At 49.9% G+C, this 16,577-nt stretch carries 15 protein-coding genes; 2 read left to right on the forward strand and 13 right to left on the reverse strand.

Annotation, left to right across the window (positions count from 1 at the left end; all coding sequences use genetic code 11):
• The 4 genes from DCW36_RS18925 to DCW36_RS18940 all read right to left on the reverse strand — a co-directional run bounded on the left by DCW36_RS18925 (position 1) and on the right by DCW36_RS18940 (position 3,970).
• Complete coding sequence (locus tag DCW36_RS18925) at positions 1-690, reverse strand: response regulator (RefSeq protein WP_114778325.1); 690 nt, start codon at positions 688-690, stop codon at positions 1-3.
• Positions 691-914: 224 nt separating this feature from the next.
• Positions 915-1,721, reverse strand: coding sequence for a DUF3108 domain-containing protein (locus DCW36_RS18930; RefSeq protein WP_114778326.1), 807 nt, complete (start codon positions 1,719-1,721; stop codon positions 915-917).
• Positions 1,722-1,882: 161 nt separating this feature from the next.
• Positions 1,883-2,923, reverse strand: a complete 1,041-nt coding sequence (gene recA, locus DCW36_RS18935; RefSeq protein ID WP_114778327.1) for a recombinase RecA — start codon at positions 2,921-2,923, stop codon at positions 1,883-1,885.
• 414 nt (positions 2,924-3,337) lie between these two features.
• A complete protein-coding gene (locus tag DCW36_RS18940; RefSeq protein WP_114778328.1) occupies positions 3,338-3,970 on the reverse strand; it encodes a GNAT family N-acetyltransferase in 633 nt (210 codons plus the stop codon).
• Positions 3,971-4,231: 261 nt separating this feature from the next.
• Between DCW36_RS18940 and DCW36_RS18945 the strand changes: the two genes are divergently transcribed.
• Complete coding sequence (locus DCW36_RS18945; RefSeq protein ID WP_114778329.1) at positions 4,232-5,095, forward strand: SDR family NAD(P)-dependent oxidoreductase; 864 nt, start codon at positions 4,232-4,234, stop codon at positions 5,093-5,095.
• A gap of 70 nt (positions 5,096-5,165) precedes the next feature.
• Here the strand turns inward: DCW36_RS18945 and DCW36_RS18950 are convergent, their stop codons facing one another.
• Entirely contained in the window at positions 5,166-5,594 is a 429-nt protein-coding gene (locus tag DCW36_RS18950) for a hypothetical protein (RefSeq protein ID WP_114778330.1), read from the reverse strand.
• A gap of 266 nt (positions 5,595-5,860) precedes the next feature.
• Here DCW36_RS18950 and DCW36_RS18955 point away from each other — a divergent pair, with 266 nt between their 5' ends.
• Positions 5,861-6,289 (forward strand): DUF2267 domain-containing protein, encoded by a 429-nt coding sequence (locus DCW36_RS18955; RefSeq protein ID WP_240676241.1) that lies wholly within the window; start codon positions 5,861-5,863, stop codon positions 6,287-6,289.
• A 196-nt stretch (positions 6,290-6,485) separates the two neighbouring features.
• Here the strand turns inward: DCW36_RS18955 and gloA2 are convergent, their stop codons facing one another.
• The 8 genes from gloA2 to guaB all read right to left on the reverse strand — a co-directional run bounded on the left by gloA2 (position 6,486) and on the right by guaB (position 16,279).
• Positions 6,486-6,875: an SMU1112c/YaeR family gloxylase I-like metalloprotein gene (gene gloA2 / locus DCW36_RS18960; RefSeq protein WP_114778331.1), complete on the reverse strand. Its 390-nt coding sequence runs from the start codon at positions 6,873-6,875 to the stop codon at positions 6,486-6,488.
• A 10-nt stretch (positions 6,876-6,885) separates the two neighbouring features.
• A complete protein-coding gene (locus DCW36_RS18965) occupies positions 6,886-7,851 on the reverse strand; it encodes an AAA family ATPase (protein WP_114778332.1) in 966 nt (321 codons plus the stop codon).
• Positions 7,852-7,860: 9 nt separating this feature from the next.
• On the reverse strand, positions 7,861-9,231 hold the full coding sequence (locus tag DCW36_RS18970) for a peptidylprolyl isomerase (RefSeq protein ID WP_114778333.1): 1,371 nt from the start codon (positions 9,229-9,231) through the stop codon (positions 7,861-7,863).
• 93 nt (positions 9,232-9,324) lie between these two features.
• Positions 9,325-11,634 (reverse strand): peptidylprolyl isomerase, encoded by a 2,310-nt coding sequence (locus DCW36_RS18975; RefSeq protein WP_114778334.1) that lies wholly within the window; start codon positions 11,632-11,634, stop codon positions 9,325-9,327.
• A 161-nt stretch (positions 11,635-11,795) separates the two neighbouring features.
• Positions 11,796-12,206: an ATP-binding protein gene (locus DCW36_RS18980; protein ID WP_114778335.1), complete on the reverse strand. Its 411-nt coding sequence runs from the start codon at positions 12,204-12,206 to the stop codon at positions 11,796-11,798.
• Positions 12,199-12,555: an STAS domain-containing protein gene (locus DCW36_RS18985; RefSeq protein ID WP_240676242.1), complete on the reverse strand. Its 357-nt coding sequence runs from the start codon at positions 12,553-12,555 to the stop codon at positions 12,199-12,201. Before DCW36_RS18985 ends, DCW36_RS18980 begins: the two co-directional genes overlap by 8 nt.
• A gap of 1 nt (position 12,556) precedes the next feature.
• Complete coding sequence (locus tag DCW36_RS18990; protein WP_240676243.1) at positions 12,557-14,620, reverse strand: GAF domain-containing SpoIIE family protein phosphatase; 2,064 nt, start codon at positions 14,618-14,620, stop codon at positions 12,557-12,559.
• Between the two features lie 189 nt (positions 14,621-14,809).
• A complete protein-coding gene (gene guaB, locus DCW36_RS18995) occupies positions 14,810-16,279 on the reverse strand; it encodes an IMP dehydrogenase (RefSeq protein ID WP_114778338.1) in 1,470 nt (489 codons plus the stop codon).
• Positions 16,280-16,577: the final 298 nt, after the last annotated feature.

The following is a 16,577-nucleotide window of genomic DNA, read 5'->3' on the forward strand; positions in this document are numbered from 1 at the left end:
TTAGTCGGTGTTGAACTTGTAACCAACGCCTTTTATGGTCCTGATGTATTCTTCTCCTATTTTTTCCCGCACTTTACGAATATGTACATCCACGGTACGGGCTATTACATAAACATCGGTGCCCCACACATTGTTCAGCAGCTCGTCCCGGCTGAACACCTTGTTTGGTTTGGCCGCCAGAAAAGCGAGTAGCTCAAATTCTTTTTTGGGAAGAATAATTTTTTCGTCGCCTTTATAAACGGCATAGCTGGTGCGGTCTATCCGCAGTCCTGCAATTTCAATTACCTCGTCCAGGCCTTCCTGTTGCGCATCGCGGCGGGCGTAGGCTGCCAGGCGGCTCAGCAAGGCCCGTGGTTTGATGGGTTTGGTAATGAAGTCATCTGCCCCGGCCTCGAAAGCGGCTACTTCCGAAAACTCTTCGGCCCTGGCGGTAAGGAAGATGATGTGCGTCTGGCGAAACTCCGGCATTTCGCGAAGCTGGCGGCAGGCTGCAATGCCATCCAGTACCGGCATCATGACGTCCATCAGGATTACATCCGGTTTAAACGCAACGGCAGTATCTATTGCTTTTTTTCCGTTTTCGGCCTGCTCCACCTCATAGCCTTCTTTGGTCAGGTTGTAGTGTAGCAGCTCTACGATGTCCGGATCGTCGTCTACTACCAGTATTTTGTAAGTTGATGTTGTTTGCACAGAATAGTGGGTTAGGGTTGTGTTTGTTAAACCTGCTGTTGTGCCCAGGCCTGTTGCTGAAAAGGCGGTTTACGTAATACGTTAAATCGTGTGTTTTAACTGGTTTCTATGCAAATATACAGTTTCGGCCTGCAAAAGATTTATCCTAACCAAATCATAATATTTTCTTAACATGGAGCCATGTTTTCCATAAACAGAAAAGCCAGCTTTAAGCTGGCTTCCGTTTAATTCTTGGCTATGTAAATATTGTGTTTCAGGTTTTTATACTCGTAGAGGTCTACTTTTACGGACCCCACAAACATGGCGGCCTGTATAAGTACCGGTATTTTGTTTTTATCGTCGGAGAGGTAAACGGTAATGGCGTCTTCTCCTTTAAACAGCTTGTTGTCCGGCATGGCAGGTACCAGCTTAATGGCCCGGATATCGCCGGCTTTGGTACTCACGGTTTCTTTGCCTTTGTAGGTTACCACCATATCAAACACCTCATCATCCAGAAAGCCTTTTACATGGAACTTTTCGCCAACGCGCATTTTTTCGTAGTTCTGGGTACGCAGAAAATAAAAGCCGCTTACGATGTCCTGCACCTGGTTCGGTACTTTGTATGTTCCCGACTCCTTGTGTTTGTTTTTCTTGCGTTCTACGGTTGCGGTATTGGTGTGATGGTTAAAGTCGACTGTTTCGCGTTTACGGTAATTGCCTTCTTCTATATTGCGGAAGGAGCGCTGCGGTACGATGGCTGCCGTGTCGATGTAAGACTGCCAGGTGTCGCGCACTTTCAGGAATAAGTCGAAAGAGCTGTTGGTTTTGCCGTACACGGTTGCTTTATAGCAGGGCTTGCCATTTACATATTGCAATGAAGGAGCAACGTCTATCACGGCTTCTGCAGCTGTAATAGGTCCGTAATGTACTTTGTATTTTAAAACTTCTCCTGTTGTAAAGCTCTCGTTTGGTACTACCAGCGGTTTGTTGTTCATCACAAAACCGGATACCACCATCAGGACTAAGACAATTATAGGAAGTACTTTCTTCATGCTATTACTTTAATTCTGGTTTTACGCTGTCAGTAAATCAACTATTGTACCAACTATTTTATTAACTGCTTTAAGGCTTCGATTCGTATTATAACACGCCATACGCAAAAAAGGTGCTATGAATATAGCACCTTTTTATATATTTCAGAATTGGCCGGAGTTTATTCTGCTGATGTATCTTCCAGCGCTGCAGCTACTTTTTCCGGTTCGCCTTTCACAATGGCCCTGATTTTAGCTTCTATTTCATCCATCAGTTCCGGGTTGTCGAGCAGTATCTGTTTCACGCCGTCGCGGCCCTGGCCCAGTTTGCTGCCGTTGTACGAGAACCAGGATCCTGATTTCTGCACTACTTCCAGTTCCACGCCCAGGTCCAGGATCTCGCCTACTTTGGAGATACCTTCGCCATACATGATATCAAACTCCACCACCTTAAACGGAGGTGCTACCTTGTTTTTTACCACTTTTACACGCGTACGGTTACCGGTAATATTGTCAGCGCCCTCTTTAATCTGGCCAATGCGGCGAATATCGAGGCGTACGGAAGCATAGAACTTCAGGGCATTACCACCTGTGGTTGTTTCCGGGTTACCGAACATCACACCGATCTTCTCGCGCAGCTGGTTGATGAAGATACAGCAGCAGCCGGTTTTGTTGATGGTACCGGTCAGCTTACGGAGCGCCTGTGACATCAAACGAGCCTGCAAGCCCATTTTGCTGTCGCCCATGTCGCCTTCCAGTTCGCCTTTCGGCACCAGTGCAGCAACAGAGTCAATTACAATGATGTCGATAGCACCGGAGCGGATCAGGTGATCGGCAATTTCTAAAGCCTGCTCGCCGTTGTCGGGCTGCGAAATGAGCAGGTTCTCTGTATCGATTCCGAGTTTCTCGGCATATATTTTATCAAAAGCATGCTCCGCATCGATAAAAGCGGCCAGGCCGCCGGCACGCTGTGCCTCTGCAATGGCATGCATGGTAAGCGTGGTTTTACCAGACGATTCAGGACCGTAGATTTCCACTATACGGCCACGCGGCAAACCGCCTATGCCCAGCGCAATATCGAGCCCAAGCGAACCTGTAGAGATGGCAGGAACGTCTTCTACTTTGTTGTCGCTCAACTTCATTACGGTGCCTTTCCCGTAGGTTTTATCAAGCTTGTCTATTGTCAGCTGCAGGGCTTTTAGTTTTTCGTTGCTTACACTCATGTGTGAATTATTATTTGCTTTAGAATGATGTGAAATTACTAATTTGGTACGAATAAACAAAAAAGAAAATGGTTTATTTGCTAATTATTTTAGTCTTTTTTGCTTGCTTTACTATAACACCTGCCGCGCGCTTTTTGTCCCATCTTTTGTAATAATTTATAAAGTAATTTCAAGGTAAAATAGCTGTTGCTGAAGCGGTAGCAGGTGTTGCGCGCAAAGCTGCCTGTTTGAGAGGTTGATGAGCCGGAGGCGGCAAAAAAAATGATTTGCTAAAAATATTGGAAATTGCGTGAAGCTGCGCCGGATGTATCTCCGCCAGTCAGGAGCAGCGGCTGTGGTGGCTGCTGCAGCAGACCCGAAGGAGCAGCAATGGCTTGCAGTTGGAGCAAAACGGGAGGTAAAAACGGCAAAACCTCAGGCTTCGACTTCGGCCTGGGTCAGCTTTTTTTGTTTCTGCTTCAGCTCGAAATCTTCGCGGGTCATGCCGTAGTAGCTCAGGTCGAGCAGCTCTTCGGAATCGGCTCCTTTGTAGTCGCTGCGCAGGATGCCTTCTTTGATAAAACCGCAGGCTTCGGCCAGTTCCCCGATAAAAGCATTGGCATTGGTACACCGGATATAGACCTTGTTCAGCACCAGCGTGTTGAAGGCAAAGGCCACAATGGCTTCCAGGGCCTGCTGCGCATGGGTTTTGTTGGTGGCCCAGGCTGCAAAGTACATGCCCAGCTCTGCTTTTGGAATTTTGTAGTCGAGGTTTTTAAGACTAATATCGCCGATGTACTTCTCCTGGTCCTTCAGCCAAACCCCAAACTCGAACACCTTGCGGTTGTCCCAGTCGGCACGCAGTTGCTGCACCATGTTCCGGGCATCTTCCAGGGTGCGTACCTGCACCGGGCGGGTGCTGAAAGCCGGAACCATCATCGGCATGTTCTCTGAAAGCAGTTGCATAAAATCATTCTCGTCTCCCTGCTGGTAGGGCCGCAAAATAAGGTGCCTTGTTTCGAGACGTTCTTCAAACGAATCGGGAAGAGAGTTGTACAGGTAGCTCATAGGATAGCACGGTTAAAGGTGAATGAATAGGTTCAGGTGCTCCAGGGTGCGGTAGTGCAGCAGGTTAATCTGTAATAATTTATACGAAATCAGGGCGAAAATGTATATCGTGTAAAGGATAACAAACCAACCCCCTCTGCTGCTTAGCCGTTTACCTGATACTGCAACAGGTATCGGAGTGGTGGAAGGAGGCTTCGGCCTGGCACTGCTACTTTAGGAAGCAACTGGATCATATTCATCAATTTACATCAAAATATAACTATGAGCAAACGACTTGAAGGAAAAGTAGCCATTGTAACGGGTGGCGCAACAGGCATTGGCGAGGCCATCTGTAAAAAATTTGCCAGCGAAGGCGCTAAGGTAGTGGTAACGGGTTTCCCGGAAGACCCGGTGGACGAGGTAGTGCAGGAAATAACCAAAGCCGGCGGCACTGCAGTAGCTTTTGCAGCCGACATTTCTATGGAAGTGAATGCAAAGCGGTGCGTGGAGTTGGCCGTGAGTAAATATGGTAAGTTGGACATCCTGGTAAACAATGCAGGGGTTTTCCCGGAGGTAAACACGCTGGCAGACTATACCGAGGCTGCTTTTGAGTACATGCTGAAGAACAACGTGAAAACGGCTTTCCAGATGTCGAAGGCGGCGCTGCCGGAGTTGCAGAAGACCAAAGGAAACATCGTATCGGCGGGCTCGGAGGCGGGCATGATCGGTATTGCCCAGAATGCTCCTTACGGCGGCACGAAAGGCTTTATCCATGCTTTTATGAAAGGGCTGGCGGTGGAGCAGGCACAGTTCGGCGTTCGCTGCAACATTGTAGGCCCGGGCCCCATCGATACCGCCTGGACCCACAGCAGCACCGGCCCCATGGACAAGAAGATGGTAAAGACCATGAAATCGGCCACGCCAATGGGCAGAAGGGGCACACCGGAGGAAGTAGCCAACGTGTACCTGTTCCTGGCTTCGGACGAGGCGTCGTATGTAACGGGGGCGCTTTACATGGTTGATGGCGGCATAACGGTTGCCAAGGGACCTGTAGGCGAGCAGGCAGATTCCGATATGAAAGACGAGCCGGAGGGAGAATTAAACCTGAAGCATTCGAAAGAAGGACATACTTCCATCAGGCGGTAGATAATTAAAGCCAAAACGCCAGCGGTCACTAAGGTCGCTGGCGTTTTGCTTGTATGCTGTGGTGGCTGCTTCAGGCATTCAGGAAGGGGTAGCTGTGCTGGTACGGGCTGCCCAGTTGCTGCTGCTCCATCATGATGGTGAGCGTGTGGGCTGTTTCGTTAAAAAACTCCAGCCGGCGCATGAGCATTTCCTTCTGCAGCACAGTGCCTTCGCCTGTCTTCATGTACGCTCTTTTGTTTTCCAGCACCTTGTGCATCACATCCATTACCTGTTGCTCGTTTTGCAGAAACCACTGCCGGAACTCGTCGAGGGCTCTTACTCCAGGAGCAGCGCCTTTAAATTCCAGCCCATGCTGGCGAAGCACATCGGCCAGCAGGTTTACCTCGATGGGTACGGTGGTTTGGTAAGGCATGGTGCGGATTTCGAGTTTGCTGTTGAAGGCCCCGCTGATGGCATTTAAATTATCTTTAAAGCGAAAGAATAAAGCAGCCGCTTCCATAGGTTCTCTTGTTTTGGTATTGCTGAATAAGATGGTGCAAAATAACACCAATTTAAGATAGTTACCAATTTATCCTTCGGAGATGGCTGTAAAAGCCGGAGAATGGCTTCAGACAGTTCTCGTAATGCTGGTTTGCGGCCTGAAATATTGCTTCCGGCGTTGTAAATGACCGTACCTGCGGCTTTACCTTCATTAGCCGTAACTCTATGTTTCTGACTTCGTTACTTTTAAAAAGATTAATTATTGTCAATCAAGGAAAGGAGGATATGTCTATGAATTTTGATAATTATCAGAAAGAGGCTAAAACATGGCTGCACGAGCTGTGCCATTACCTGGGAATTGAGGATGAGCAAAAAGCGGCCAGGATTTTCAGAGCGGTACTGCATGCCATCCGCGACAGGATACAGGCAGGTGAGGCCATTCACTTTGCGGCGCAGCTCCCCGTCATCTGGAAAGGTATTTATTTCGACGGCTTCAGATTAAAGGCAGAGCCTGTCAACATCCGGCACGAGCTGGACTGGCTGGAGTTTATTCGGTCGCAGGATGCTTTTGCTGCACAAGAAGATTTTCCGACCGTAGACCATGCCTACTATGCCTTCCACGACGTGATGGTTTTCCTGCGCGATCATATTTCGGAGGGGCAGTACAACCAGATCACGCATGCGCTCCACTCCGAAATTATGGTGCCTGCGTAGGCTGTTTCGTTTACTACTGAATAAAGGAGAGGTTGTCTGCGGGAAGAGAGCCTCTTTTTTTATGTTGCTAGTGATGTGCAGAGGCTGTGGTGGCAGGGGCAGCAGAGCGTTTTCTGACGCTGAAGCGTTATTTTATTCTGCACCCACAGTCACCATTGCCGCTGCTCCTTAGTGAAGGGTGTGGTGGCTGAAATGGCTATTGTTCATACAACTCTATCGGCAGGTCGTCGGGGTCGCGGAAGAAGGTGAATCTCTTTGAGGTAAAAGCATCGATGCGGACAGGTTCAGTTTCGATGTTAAACCTGGCTAACTCTTTTACTGCCACTTCAATGTCGGCTACGCTAAAAGCGATGTGGCGGAGTCCGGTGGCTTCGGGCTGTGTAGGGCGAGGCCGTGGCTCTGGAAAAGAGAAAAGCTCTATCAGGTACTGCCCATTCAGTGCCAGGTCCAGTTTGTAGGACTGCCTTTCCGCCCGGTATACCTCCTGCACAACCTCAAAGCCAAGTAGCTGTGTGTAGAAGTGTTTCGACTTTTCGTAATCGGAGCAAATGATGGCGATGTGGTGGAGGGAGTGGAGGAGTGGCATTTTATCAACTTTACAGCATCGCCTGAATCATCCGCTCCACCGTTACCCCATCAGCTTCCGCTTTAAAGTTGCGGACTACGCGGTGGCGCAGGATAGGCAGCGCGACGGCCTGAACGTCTTCGATGTCGGGGGAATATTTGCCGTTGAGGATGGCGTTGCATTTGGCGCCTACAATCAGGTGCTGCGAAGCACGCGGACCGGCTCCCCATTCCAGGTACTGGTTGGCCTGGTCAGATGCCAGCGAGGTGTTGGGGCGCGTTTTGTGCACCAGCTTCACCGCATACTCCACCACGTTGTCTACCACCGGCACACGCCGCACCAGTTGCTGGAAAGCCAGGATGTCGTCGGCGTGCAGGATCTTATTCAGGTGGTGGCGTACTGCGCCGGTCGTGTTCTTTACAATCTGCAGCTCCGATTCGTAGCTCGGGTAGCCCAGCGTGATATTGAACATGAAACGGTCGAGCTGCGCTTCGGGCAGCGGGTAGGTACCTTCCTGCTCTATCGGGTTTTGGGTGGCCAGCACGAAGAAGGGCTTGGGCAGCTCGTAGCGTTTGCCGGCAACCGTTACCGAGTGCTCCTGCATGGCCTCGAGCAGGGCGGCCTGGGTTTTTGGTGGCGTACGGTTAATCTCGTCGGCCAGTACGATGTTGGCGAAGATAGGTCCGGTTACAAACTTAAAGTTCCGCTCCTTGTCCAGCGTTTCGGCGCCCACAATATCCGAAGGCATCAGGTCCGGGGTAAACTGTACCCGGTTAAACGACATGTCCAGGGCGGAGGAAATGGTCTGGATGAGCAGGGTTTTGGCCAGCCCCGGAACACCCACCAGCAGGCAGTGCCCCTGACAAAAAACGGCTGTAAGTACCAGCCTGACTACCTCTTCCTGGCCTACAATAACTTTTGAAATTTCGGATGTAAGCTCCCGGTAGGAGTGGTAGAGCGCATCGGCGGCTTCTTTGTCAGAGGTGAACTGCTTCATGGGGCGTTGTCAGTTTATCAGTTCGAGTATCTTACAGTTCTGATACTCCGGATCAATTTCGATAAATACGGTATTGATATTCTTTTTAAACCAGGCTTCAACAGCTTTATTTTTCTTTTCCTGTAACGCTGCTTCCGCAATTTTGGGGTAATCGTCCTGCAGGTTCGCCAGGTGTGGCGGCGTTTTGGACTTCAGGTAAATAATACGTGCTGCTTCCTTGCCGTCAGGTGTACGGAAAGCAACTGGTTTGGATACTTCGCCTACCTTCATGGTATCAATCACAAAGAAAATAGCCGGATCCACCTGGTCCATTGGGAAGTACGTGTTATACGTGGCCCGGTTGGTAATCATGCCGCCATTATCTTTTGTATTGGTATCGTCGGAAAATTCTTTGGCTGCCTTCGCAAAGGTCATGCTGTCGTTTACGATCAGGGCCCGGATGCTATCAAGTTCGGCAATGGCTTCGGCAACATCAACAGAAGAAGTGGCAGGCTTGATAAGGATGTGGCGCGAGTTAAACTCCTGCGCCTTGCGCTCGATCAGCTGGATCAGGTGAAAACCAAACTGCGACTCCACCACATTCGAAATCTGACCAGGCTCCAGTTTCAGCGCTGCGTTTGCATATTCAGGCACCAGCTCGTTCTTTTTCATAAAGCCGATCTCACCGCCGCTTTGGGCTGACCCAAGGTCTTCGGAGAATTCCTTAGCTAAGGTGGCAAAGTCTTCGCCGGCCACAATGCGCTCGCGTATTTCTTCAAGCTTCTGGCGGGCAGCGGCTTTTTGCTGGCGGCTCACCTCTGCATACTTCACGATCTGGCCCAACTGTACCTCGGTAGAGAAGTAAGGCAGGCTGTCGCGCGGAATCTGGTTAAAATAGGTACGGATTTCGCGGGGGGTAACGGTAACCTTCTGCGTAATTTCTCCCTGCATTTTTTCAGCCACCATCATTTCGCGTGTCGACTTGCGCAGGTCGTCTTTTATCTGTTTGATGCTTTTGCCAAAATACTGCTCAATCCGTTCGATACCACCTACCTGTGCGGCCTGCTGCTCAATGCGCCTGTTCAGGTTGCTGGTTACCTGTGCTTCTTCAACTACTACCGAGTCGATCTCGGCACGGGCCAGCAGGAACTTGTCCTGCACCATCGACTCCAGTATCTGGCACTTGAGCTCCGGGTTTGGCTGTTGTTTGGTCTGGGCCAGGTACTGTAAATAAGCAAACTCCAGGTCGGAGCGCAGGATAATGTGGTTATCTATTTTGGCAATAATCCCGTCTACTTGCCTTTGCACAGGCGCCTGTGCAAAAGCGGTAACAGCCAGTAAGCAGCAGTACACTGCCAGGGCTGTTTTAACTAAAAAACTATTTTTTTTCAAGGTATTCATGGTTTGCTTTGATACGGTTCCGGAAGAAGCGCACAAATTACTGTTTTATTCTGATATAATCCGTTTCCTGAACCGGAACCGGTGTCAGCAGTTCTAGTTCTTGATCAGTTTACTTACTTCTTCCTGGTTAACCGTTACCGGGTACTTTTCGCGCAGTTCTTTTACCCATTGCTGCTCCAGGTAGTTCTGGTAGTCTGATGTTACAATGCCACGCACCTCGTTCAGCTGTTTGTAATCGGGTTGCAGGATGTCCTTGATGATGATCAGGTATTCGCGGCCGTTCTGCTGTGTAGTATAAACGCCTTTCTCCCACTTCACCGTGTCCAGCGCCTTATTTTCGCCTTTCTGGAATTTCTTTTCGGTTATCTGCACCGCCAGCGGGTTGCCGGCATTCAGGTTCTCGGCCAGGGCAGAGAGGTCTGAAGAATACAGCTCGAACGAAACACGTCGGTTGCGGCGGCGGCCTGTCTCGGTATTATCCGGCCCGGCCTGTTTGCTTTTGCCAACCACGTTGGTGTTTACCTGGCTGGCGGCTACACCGTTTTTCAGCAGGAAATCTTTGGCAGCTTCTGCCCGTTTCTGCGCCAGGCCTTTTGATGCGGCGAATTCGCGGGCATCGGTATGGCCGTTTATTTCCAGCGTAAGGGCAGGGTTGTTGTTTAACTGGCCGGCCAGCTGGCTTAGCGCAGCCGTAGCTTCCGGGCTCAGTTCGGCTTTGTTCTGCTGGAAAAGAACATCGCTCAACCTGGCACTTGTAACAGGATAACGGCGCTTATCGAGCTGTTGTTGTACCTGGTTCAGCAGGTCTTTAGTTGCTGCACTTACCACCACAGCCTCTGCACGTTGTCCCCACTTGTATTTTTCCCTGTTCTGCTCAAAATATGCTTTCAGGCCTACGGTGTCTTCTACTGCCTTAGACCATACTTTCTCGTCCATCAGCTGGAACAGCAGGATGCCGTCGTGGTACTCCTTCACCAGCATGCGGTAGTCGGGGTGCTTGTGCTCGAGGTTCGCTTTTTCGTACTCCATCAGGCTTTTGTTTACAAAGCTGTCGTAGAGTGTGCTCATGTAGTGCGAAGCGCTGCCCGTAGCGCGCGGACGCTGCTCGGTTTGCACAAAGCCGTAAAAGTCGCCGGTGGTATACAGTTTGCCATTGATGGTAAACAGCGTCGTGTTTAAGGTGTTATCTTCTTTGTTGAAGCTCCATTTGCCCTGCAGCAGGTTATCGTCGGCTTTGGCTAAGGCTGTTGTTTTAGCTTCGGCCACCTCTGCAAAGTTGTTCTCGGTTTTGATGCGCTTTAAAAATGCTGCTTTGTTCAGTTCGGAGCGGGAATCTTTGGCCACCTTGTTGCGCAGCGACTGCTCCATGTCTTCAAACGGCGGCAGCCCGCGCTTGTCAACCAGTTTAATGATGTGCCAGCCATACGGCGTAGCCACAGGGGGAGCAACATCGCCGGCTTTCTGCAGTTTAAAAGCAGCTTCTTCGAACGATGGGATCATGCGGCCTGTACCAAACCAGGGCAGCACGCCTCCGTTAGCGGCAGTGTTGGCATCTTCGGAGAATTCGGCAGCCAGTTTGTCCCAGTCTTCGTTGCGCTGTACGCGTTTGTAGATGGCATCCACGCGCTGCTTCACGGCCAGGGAGTCGGCTTTTGGCATGCCGGGTGTGGCCCGTACCATGATATGCGCCACCTGTACCTCGCCTTGCGCAGGACGTACATCGTTTACTTTGATAATGTGATAACCGAAGCGGGTGCGCACCGGCATCGATACCTGGCCTGGCGCCGTTTTATAGGCAGCATCTTCAAACGGATACACCATTTGCATGGCCGTGAAGTAACCAAGGTTGCCACTGTTGTCGGCAGCAGAAGGGTCCTGTGAATTTTCTTTGGCAAGCTTTCCGAAGTCTTCACCGGCCAGGGCGCGTTTGCGGATCGCCAGGGCTTTGTTGTAGGCTTCGAGGGTATCCTGCGGTTCGGCATCAGGCGAAACGAACAGCAGAATGTGCGAGGCATTTACCTCCTTCTTCATGCGCTCGTATGCTTCCTTCACCAGGTTGTCGGTTACACTTTTTTCGGAAAGGTAAGGGAGGGCAAGCTGCTCTTTGTAACCTTCCAGCTCGCGTTTAAAAGCAGTGGTGGTATCCAGGCCGCGGCTTTCGGCTTCCAGCACCTTCAGCTTAAAATTGGTGTAAAGATTCAGATAATCATTTACACTCTGGCTGGTGTAAGCATCGTCGTTGCCATTGTTGTTTTTTTCGTAAACATAACGGAACTCTGAGAGAGAGACAGGCTCGTTGCCAATAGTGGCTACAACAGGTTCTTTCGTTTCGGTCTTCTTGGTTGCAGTACAACCGGCCAGTAGCATGGCGGCGGCTGCAACAAGTAAGTGGTTGCTGCGCATAAATATTAATACAAACTCTTAATTAGCTGAATAGAATCAGGATATGCAATTTTAGTTATTTTTTCTGACAGATTAGCCAAAAACTATAACCATAATCCTGTTACATCCGATTTTGTTCCGGATAACGCAAAAAGGCTTGTATTAGTATGGGCATGGTAAAGCTACCGGATCTTTTTGTACAGGAGGCAGATGTTGCGGTTGCCCACTGTTTCGAACTCCACTTTATCCATAATGCGGTTTACGAGGGCAATGCCAACACCGCCCTTTTTGCCAACCCGTACGTGCTCCTGTATGTCCGGTTCTTTGTACTCGGACTGCCTGAAAGCGACCCCATTGTCGGTTATCTCGAACTTCAGCATATCTTTCTGCTCCATAATAGCGAGCGAGATATACTTGGTAGGGTCCTCGTGGTTGGCGTGGATAATTAAGTTTGCACAAATCTCATCCACAGCTAATACAATCTGATTCATCAGGATATCTGACAGCCGGAGCGTGTGCAGATATCCTGTTACAAAATCTCGTATTAGCTTCAGGTTTTTTTTTGTGCAGTTTACCCTGATTGTATTATTCATCTGCAATGGTCATTGCCTCGTCATAGTTCGATACGATGGTCATTAACAAGTCCAGGCCAAGTATTTCGAACACGTTGCGCACTTTGTCCTGCATGTTAAAGAAAATGAGTTTGATCTGGGCATTCTCGAACCGTTGCAGATGCGAGATAAACACACCCAGGCCTGCAGAGGATATGTAATGCAGGTTTTCACAATTGACCAGTATTTTGCTGAAATTCATGATTTCAGGGTCTGAGAGCTCTTCATCAAGGACAACTGAAGAGCTGGCATCCAATTCACCATCCAGTGTGATGATAATGGTAGAGTCTTTGATTTCGTTTGTAATTTTCATCGCCATTCTGTACGTCAAATTATGTGTTTGGTTGGTCCGCTTTAAATTTAATTACGAGTAATGTCTGGTCATCATATAAATTATCCGGACCCGTGAATTCAATCAGATCATTTATCATGGCACATTTTATATCTTCTGCCTCTAAATGATATGTTTGGGTAAGCATAAAAAGCAGCCTGTCTTCGCCGTATTCTTCGTTTTTGGCATTGCGTGCCTCCACTATGCCATCTGTGTAAATCACCATTACGTCGCCCGGGTTGTAGTCGTAGAACATTTCGCGCACATGCGAACTGTAGTTCTTGTTGCGGATAATGCCCAGTCCCAGTCCTTCTGTCTGAAAATAGAAGGTGTCTTCCATCATGGCGTTGTAGTAGAGCGTGTGGCAGTGGCCGGCCCGCGCAAACACAAAACCCTTCATACGGTAATCTATGATATATAGCGAAGAAGTGATGAAAGAAGTTCGCTCGAGGCAGCGGCTCAGGGCGCTGTTGGCCTGGCGCATGAACTCGCTCGGGGGCATGTCCTGCTGCATGAGCCCGTGAAAAATCCCCTTCATCTGGGCCATATGGAAGGCTGCGGAAATACCCTTGCCCGATACATCGCCGATAATAATGGCAATGCGGGATTCGCTTAGCTGCAGAAAATCGTAGAAGTCGCCGCCTACTTCTTTGGCTGCTCGCGAGTGGGTGCTTATCTCGAACCAGCTGTCGCTGGGAAAGGTTTTCGGGATAAGGTTTTCCTGTACCGTGCTGGCAATCTTCAGCTCCTCCTTGTAGCGCTCGTTCATCAGCGACTCCGATATCAGCCGCAGGTTTTCGATGGTGAGGGTGGTCTGGTTAACGAAGGTGTTCAGCACGTTTACGGTATCCCGGTCGAAGCCATACTCAATGTCCTTGAGCAGGTACAGCACGCCGAACTGGTGCTTTTTAGAGTGAATCGGGATAATGAGGAGCGATTTCCAGGGCAGTTCAAGTTCTTTGAAGCCCGGGGTGTTGTTCAGCGTATTATTCAGGTATTCCACATCGCTAATCTCGTAGGCCAGCAGCAGGTGCCGGATACGCTCTATCTGCTCTTCGCTGATGTTGAGCATGTGTGTCAGCTGCAGGGTCTGGCCTTTGGGAGCTTCTATCCAGGCGGCTTCGGCGTCCGAGGCTTTTATGGCACTGTCAAACAGCATTTCTTTTACCTGCGCCTCGTTTTGCCCCTGCTGTATCGACTGGCTTAAGCGCTGAAAGCTCAGCAGGTCCTGGCTCTTTTGCTCAAAAACACTGGAGGTAGGCAAACTGAACAGCGATACCAGGAACGCTGCCAGGCAGTAAGCGCCCACAAACAGCAACACCAGCAGCAGGAAACCGACATCGGTGTAGTCGATCACCAGTTCGGGGCTGTTGGCGAGCTGGTAAAAAAAACGCATGAAAATATAGCAGCTCATGAGCAACGCCGTCAGAACTACCAGCGACCTGCTCTTTTTGTTAAAGCTGAGATAAGCCACCCATTTCAGGTTGGTGCACAAAAATACGATGTAAAAACCCAGCAGGGCCAGCAACGGCAGGAAAATATAGCTGGTGTAGTCGAGGCGGAGGAAGGTGAGAAAGAGGGTGCTGAAGATAAGGATCTCGAACCAGTCCCAGGCTATCTGCAGGAACTTGTTTTTGTGGTACAGCAGCAACTGGCGCCAGATGTAAAACGCTTTTGCCAGGAAAACGACCAGTAAACCAAAATTCAGCTGGTACACAATATGCAGCAGCAACGGCGACTGCAGACCGAAAGAGCTGGTGGAAAGCTGGTAACCTATATAAATGGCTATGGCCAGGTAGGCCCCGATGCCTGCCCGCGAAAACAGGTTCCAGAGGTAGCTGAAAAAATCGTTGCTCTTGAGGTGGGTGGTTCTGTTGCGCTGGTACAGAAAAACGGAAACGATGAAAACAATGATGAGGAAGTTGTTGAAATAAGGCAGCACTCCGCCTGTACTTCCTCCCTGACGCACACTTTCTACGGTCAGCAGCACGTTAGCCAGGAGCAGCGACCAGCTCACGAGGGCAGTAACAACCAGGAAAGTTTTAGCGTTTTTTTTGTAAAGCATAAAACGGAAAACCGTATTTAGTTTTAGCTGTGACAGTTCATTGCCTTTTTGCGTCGGTAATTGAATGTAAGGTAAGAAAATTTTTTCCTCTTCAGCCAAGGTGTCAGGGCATGTTTTGTTAAAACACCTTGCCTAACGTAAAATAAAGGGAGTAGGTTTTTAATTTCTGAACCTACTCCCTTTTATTTTTTAGCGGCTGTAGTTAGGAGCCTCGCGCATGATCTGCACATCGTGCGGATGGCTTTCCCGCAGGCCGGCTCCCGTTATTTTCACCATTTTAGCGCCCTGCAGGTCTTCTATGGAAGGAGTGCCGCAGTAGCCCATGCCTGCCCGGATGCCGCCTACCAGCTGGTAGAGCACTTCCGATACCAGGCCTTTGTAAGGAACGCGGCCCACAATACCTTCCGGCACCAGTTTCTTGGCATTGTCTGCGTTGTCCTGGAAGTAACGGTCTTTGGAGCCATCTTCCATCGCCTCGATAGAACCCATGCCACGGTAGGTTTTAAACTTACGGCCTTCGTAAATAATTACCTCACCGGGAGCCTCTTCGGTTCCTGCCAGCAGCGAGCCAATCATAACGGTACTGGCGCCACCGGCCAGTGCTTTCACAATATCGCCTGAGAATTTAATGCCACCGTCTGCCACCACAGGCACTCCTGTACCTTCCAGGCCTTTTACCGCTTCCATTACCGCTGATAACTGCGGCACGCCAATACCGGCAATGATGCGGGTGGTACAAATACTGCCTGGGCCAACCCCTACTTTCACGGCATCCACGCCGGCGTCGGCAAGGGCTCTGGCGCCTTCGGCGGTGGCCACATTGCCTGCCATCAGTTCCAGGTTCGGGTAAAGGCTCTTTATTTTGCGCACCGTATCCAGCACGCCTCTGGAGTGACCGTGGGCGGTGTCTACGCTTATCACGTCTACGCCGGCTTCTACGAGCGCCTTTACGCGGTCCAGCACATCGGGCGTTACGCCAACGGCAGCGCCTGCACGCAGTCGTCCGAATTCATCTTTGCAGGCAAACGGACGGTCTTTTTTCTTTAAAATATCTTTGTAGGTAATCAGACCTACCAGCTTGCCCTGCTCGTCTACCACCGGCAGTTTCTCGATTTTATGATACTGCAGGATGTCTTCGGCTTTGGCCAGGTCGGTGCCGCGCTCGGCAGTAATGAGGTTGTCTTTCGTCATTACTTTAGACACCTGCTGGGTCAGGTCTTTTTCGAAACGCAGGTCGCGGTTGGTGATGATGCCTGTTAAGGTGCCATCGCCATTGATGATCGGGATGCCCCCGATTTTATTTTCGACCATGATGCGGACAGCATCGGCGAGGGTGGCGGTTTCCTGCAGCGTGATAGGGTCCAGGATCATGCCGCTCTCGGAGCGTTTTACTTTTCGCACCTGCTCGGCCTGCGCCTTAATCGACATATTTTTGTGAATAATGCCGATGCCGCCTTCCTGGGCCATGGCAATAGCCAGTTCTGCCTCGGTCACGGTGTCCATGGCAGCGGAAAGAAGCGGAATGTTAATGCGGATGTTACGGGTAAGCTGACTGGACGTATCGGTATCTTTGGGGAGCACCTCGGAGTAAGCGGGGAGCAGAAGCACATCGTCGTAGGTGAGCGCTTCGAACAGAATCTTGGACTGATCAGAGATCATGGCAAATAAATTTAGGGTTCCTTATTTGCCGCACAAACTTACAACATTTAAAGCAGAATACCTTGCTGTGGTGCAGGAATATTTTTTGTTGAAAGGTTAAATGGTTAAATTGTTGAAAGGTTGAAGGGATGCTCATGCTGAAAATTATGCATTGCTGAGGGTGTGGTGGCTGGCGCAGTAAAATAAATATGCTTACCTGACCGCTTTACAAATACTGAACTATACAATAGGATAACCATTCAACAATTTAACCTAATACACCGCCATATCCGGGTCAATTTCAGTGGCCCAGGCGTTG

Source organism: Botryobacter ruber, assembly GCF_003347595.2.
GTDB classification, from domain to species: Bacteria; Bacteroidota; Bacteroidia; order Cytophagales; family Hymenobacteraceae; genus Pontibacter; species Pontibacter ruber_A.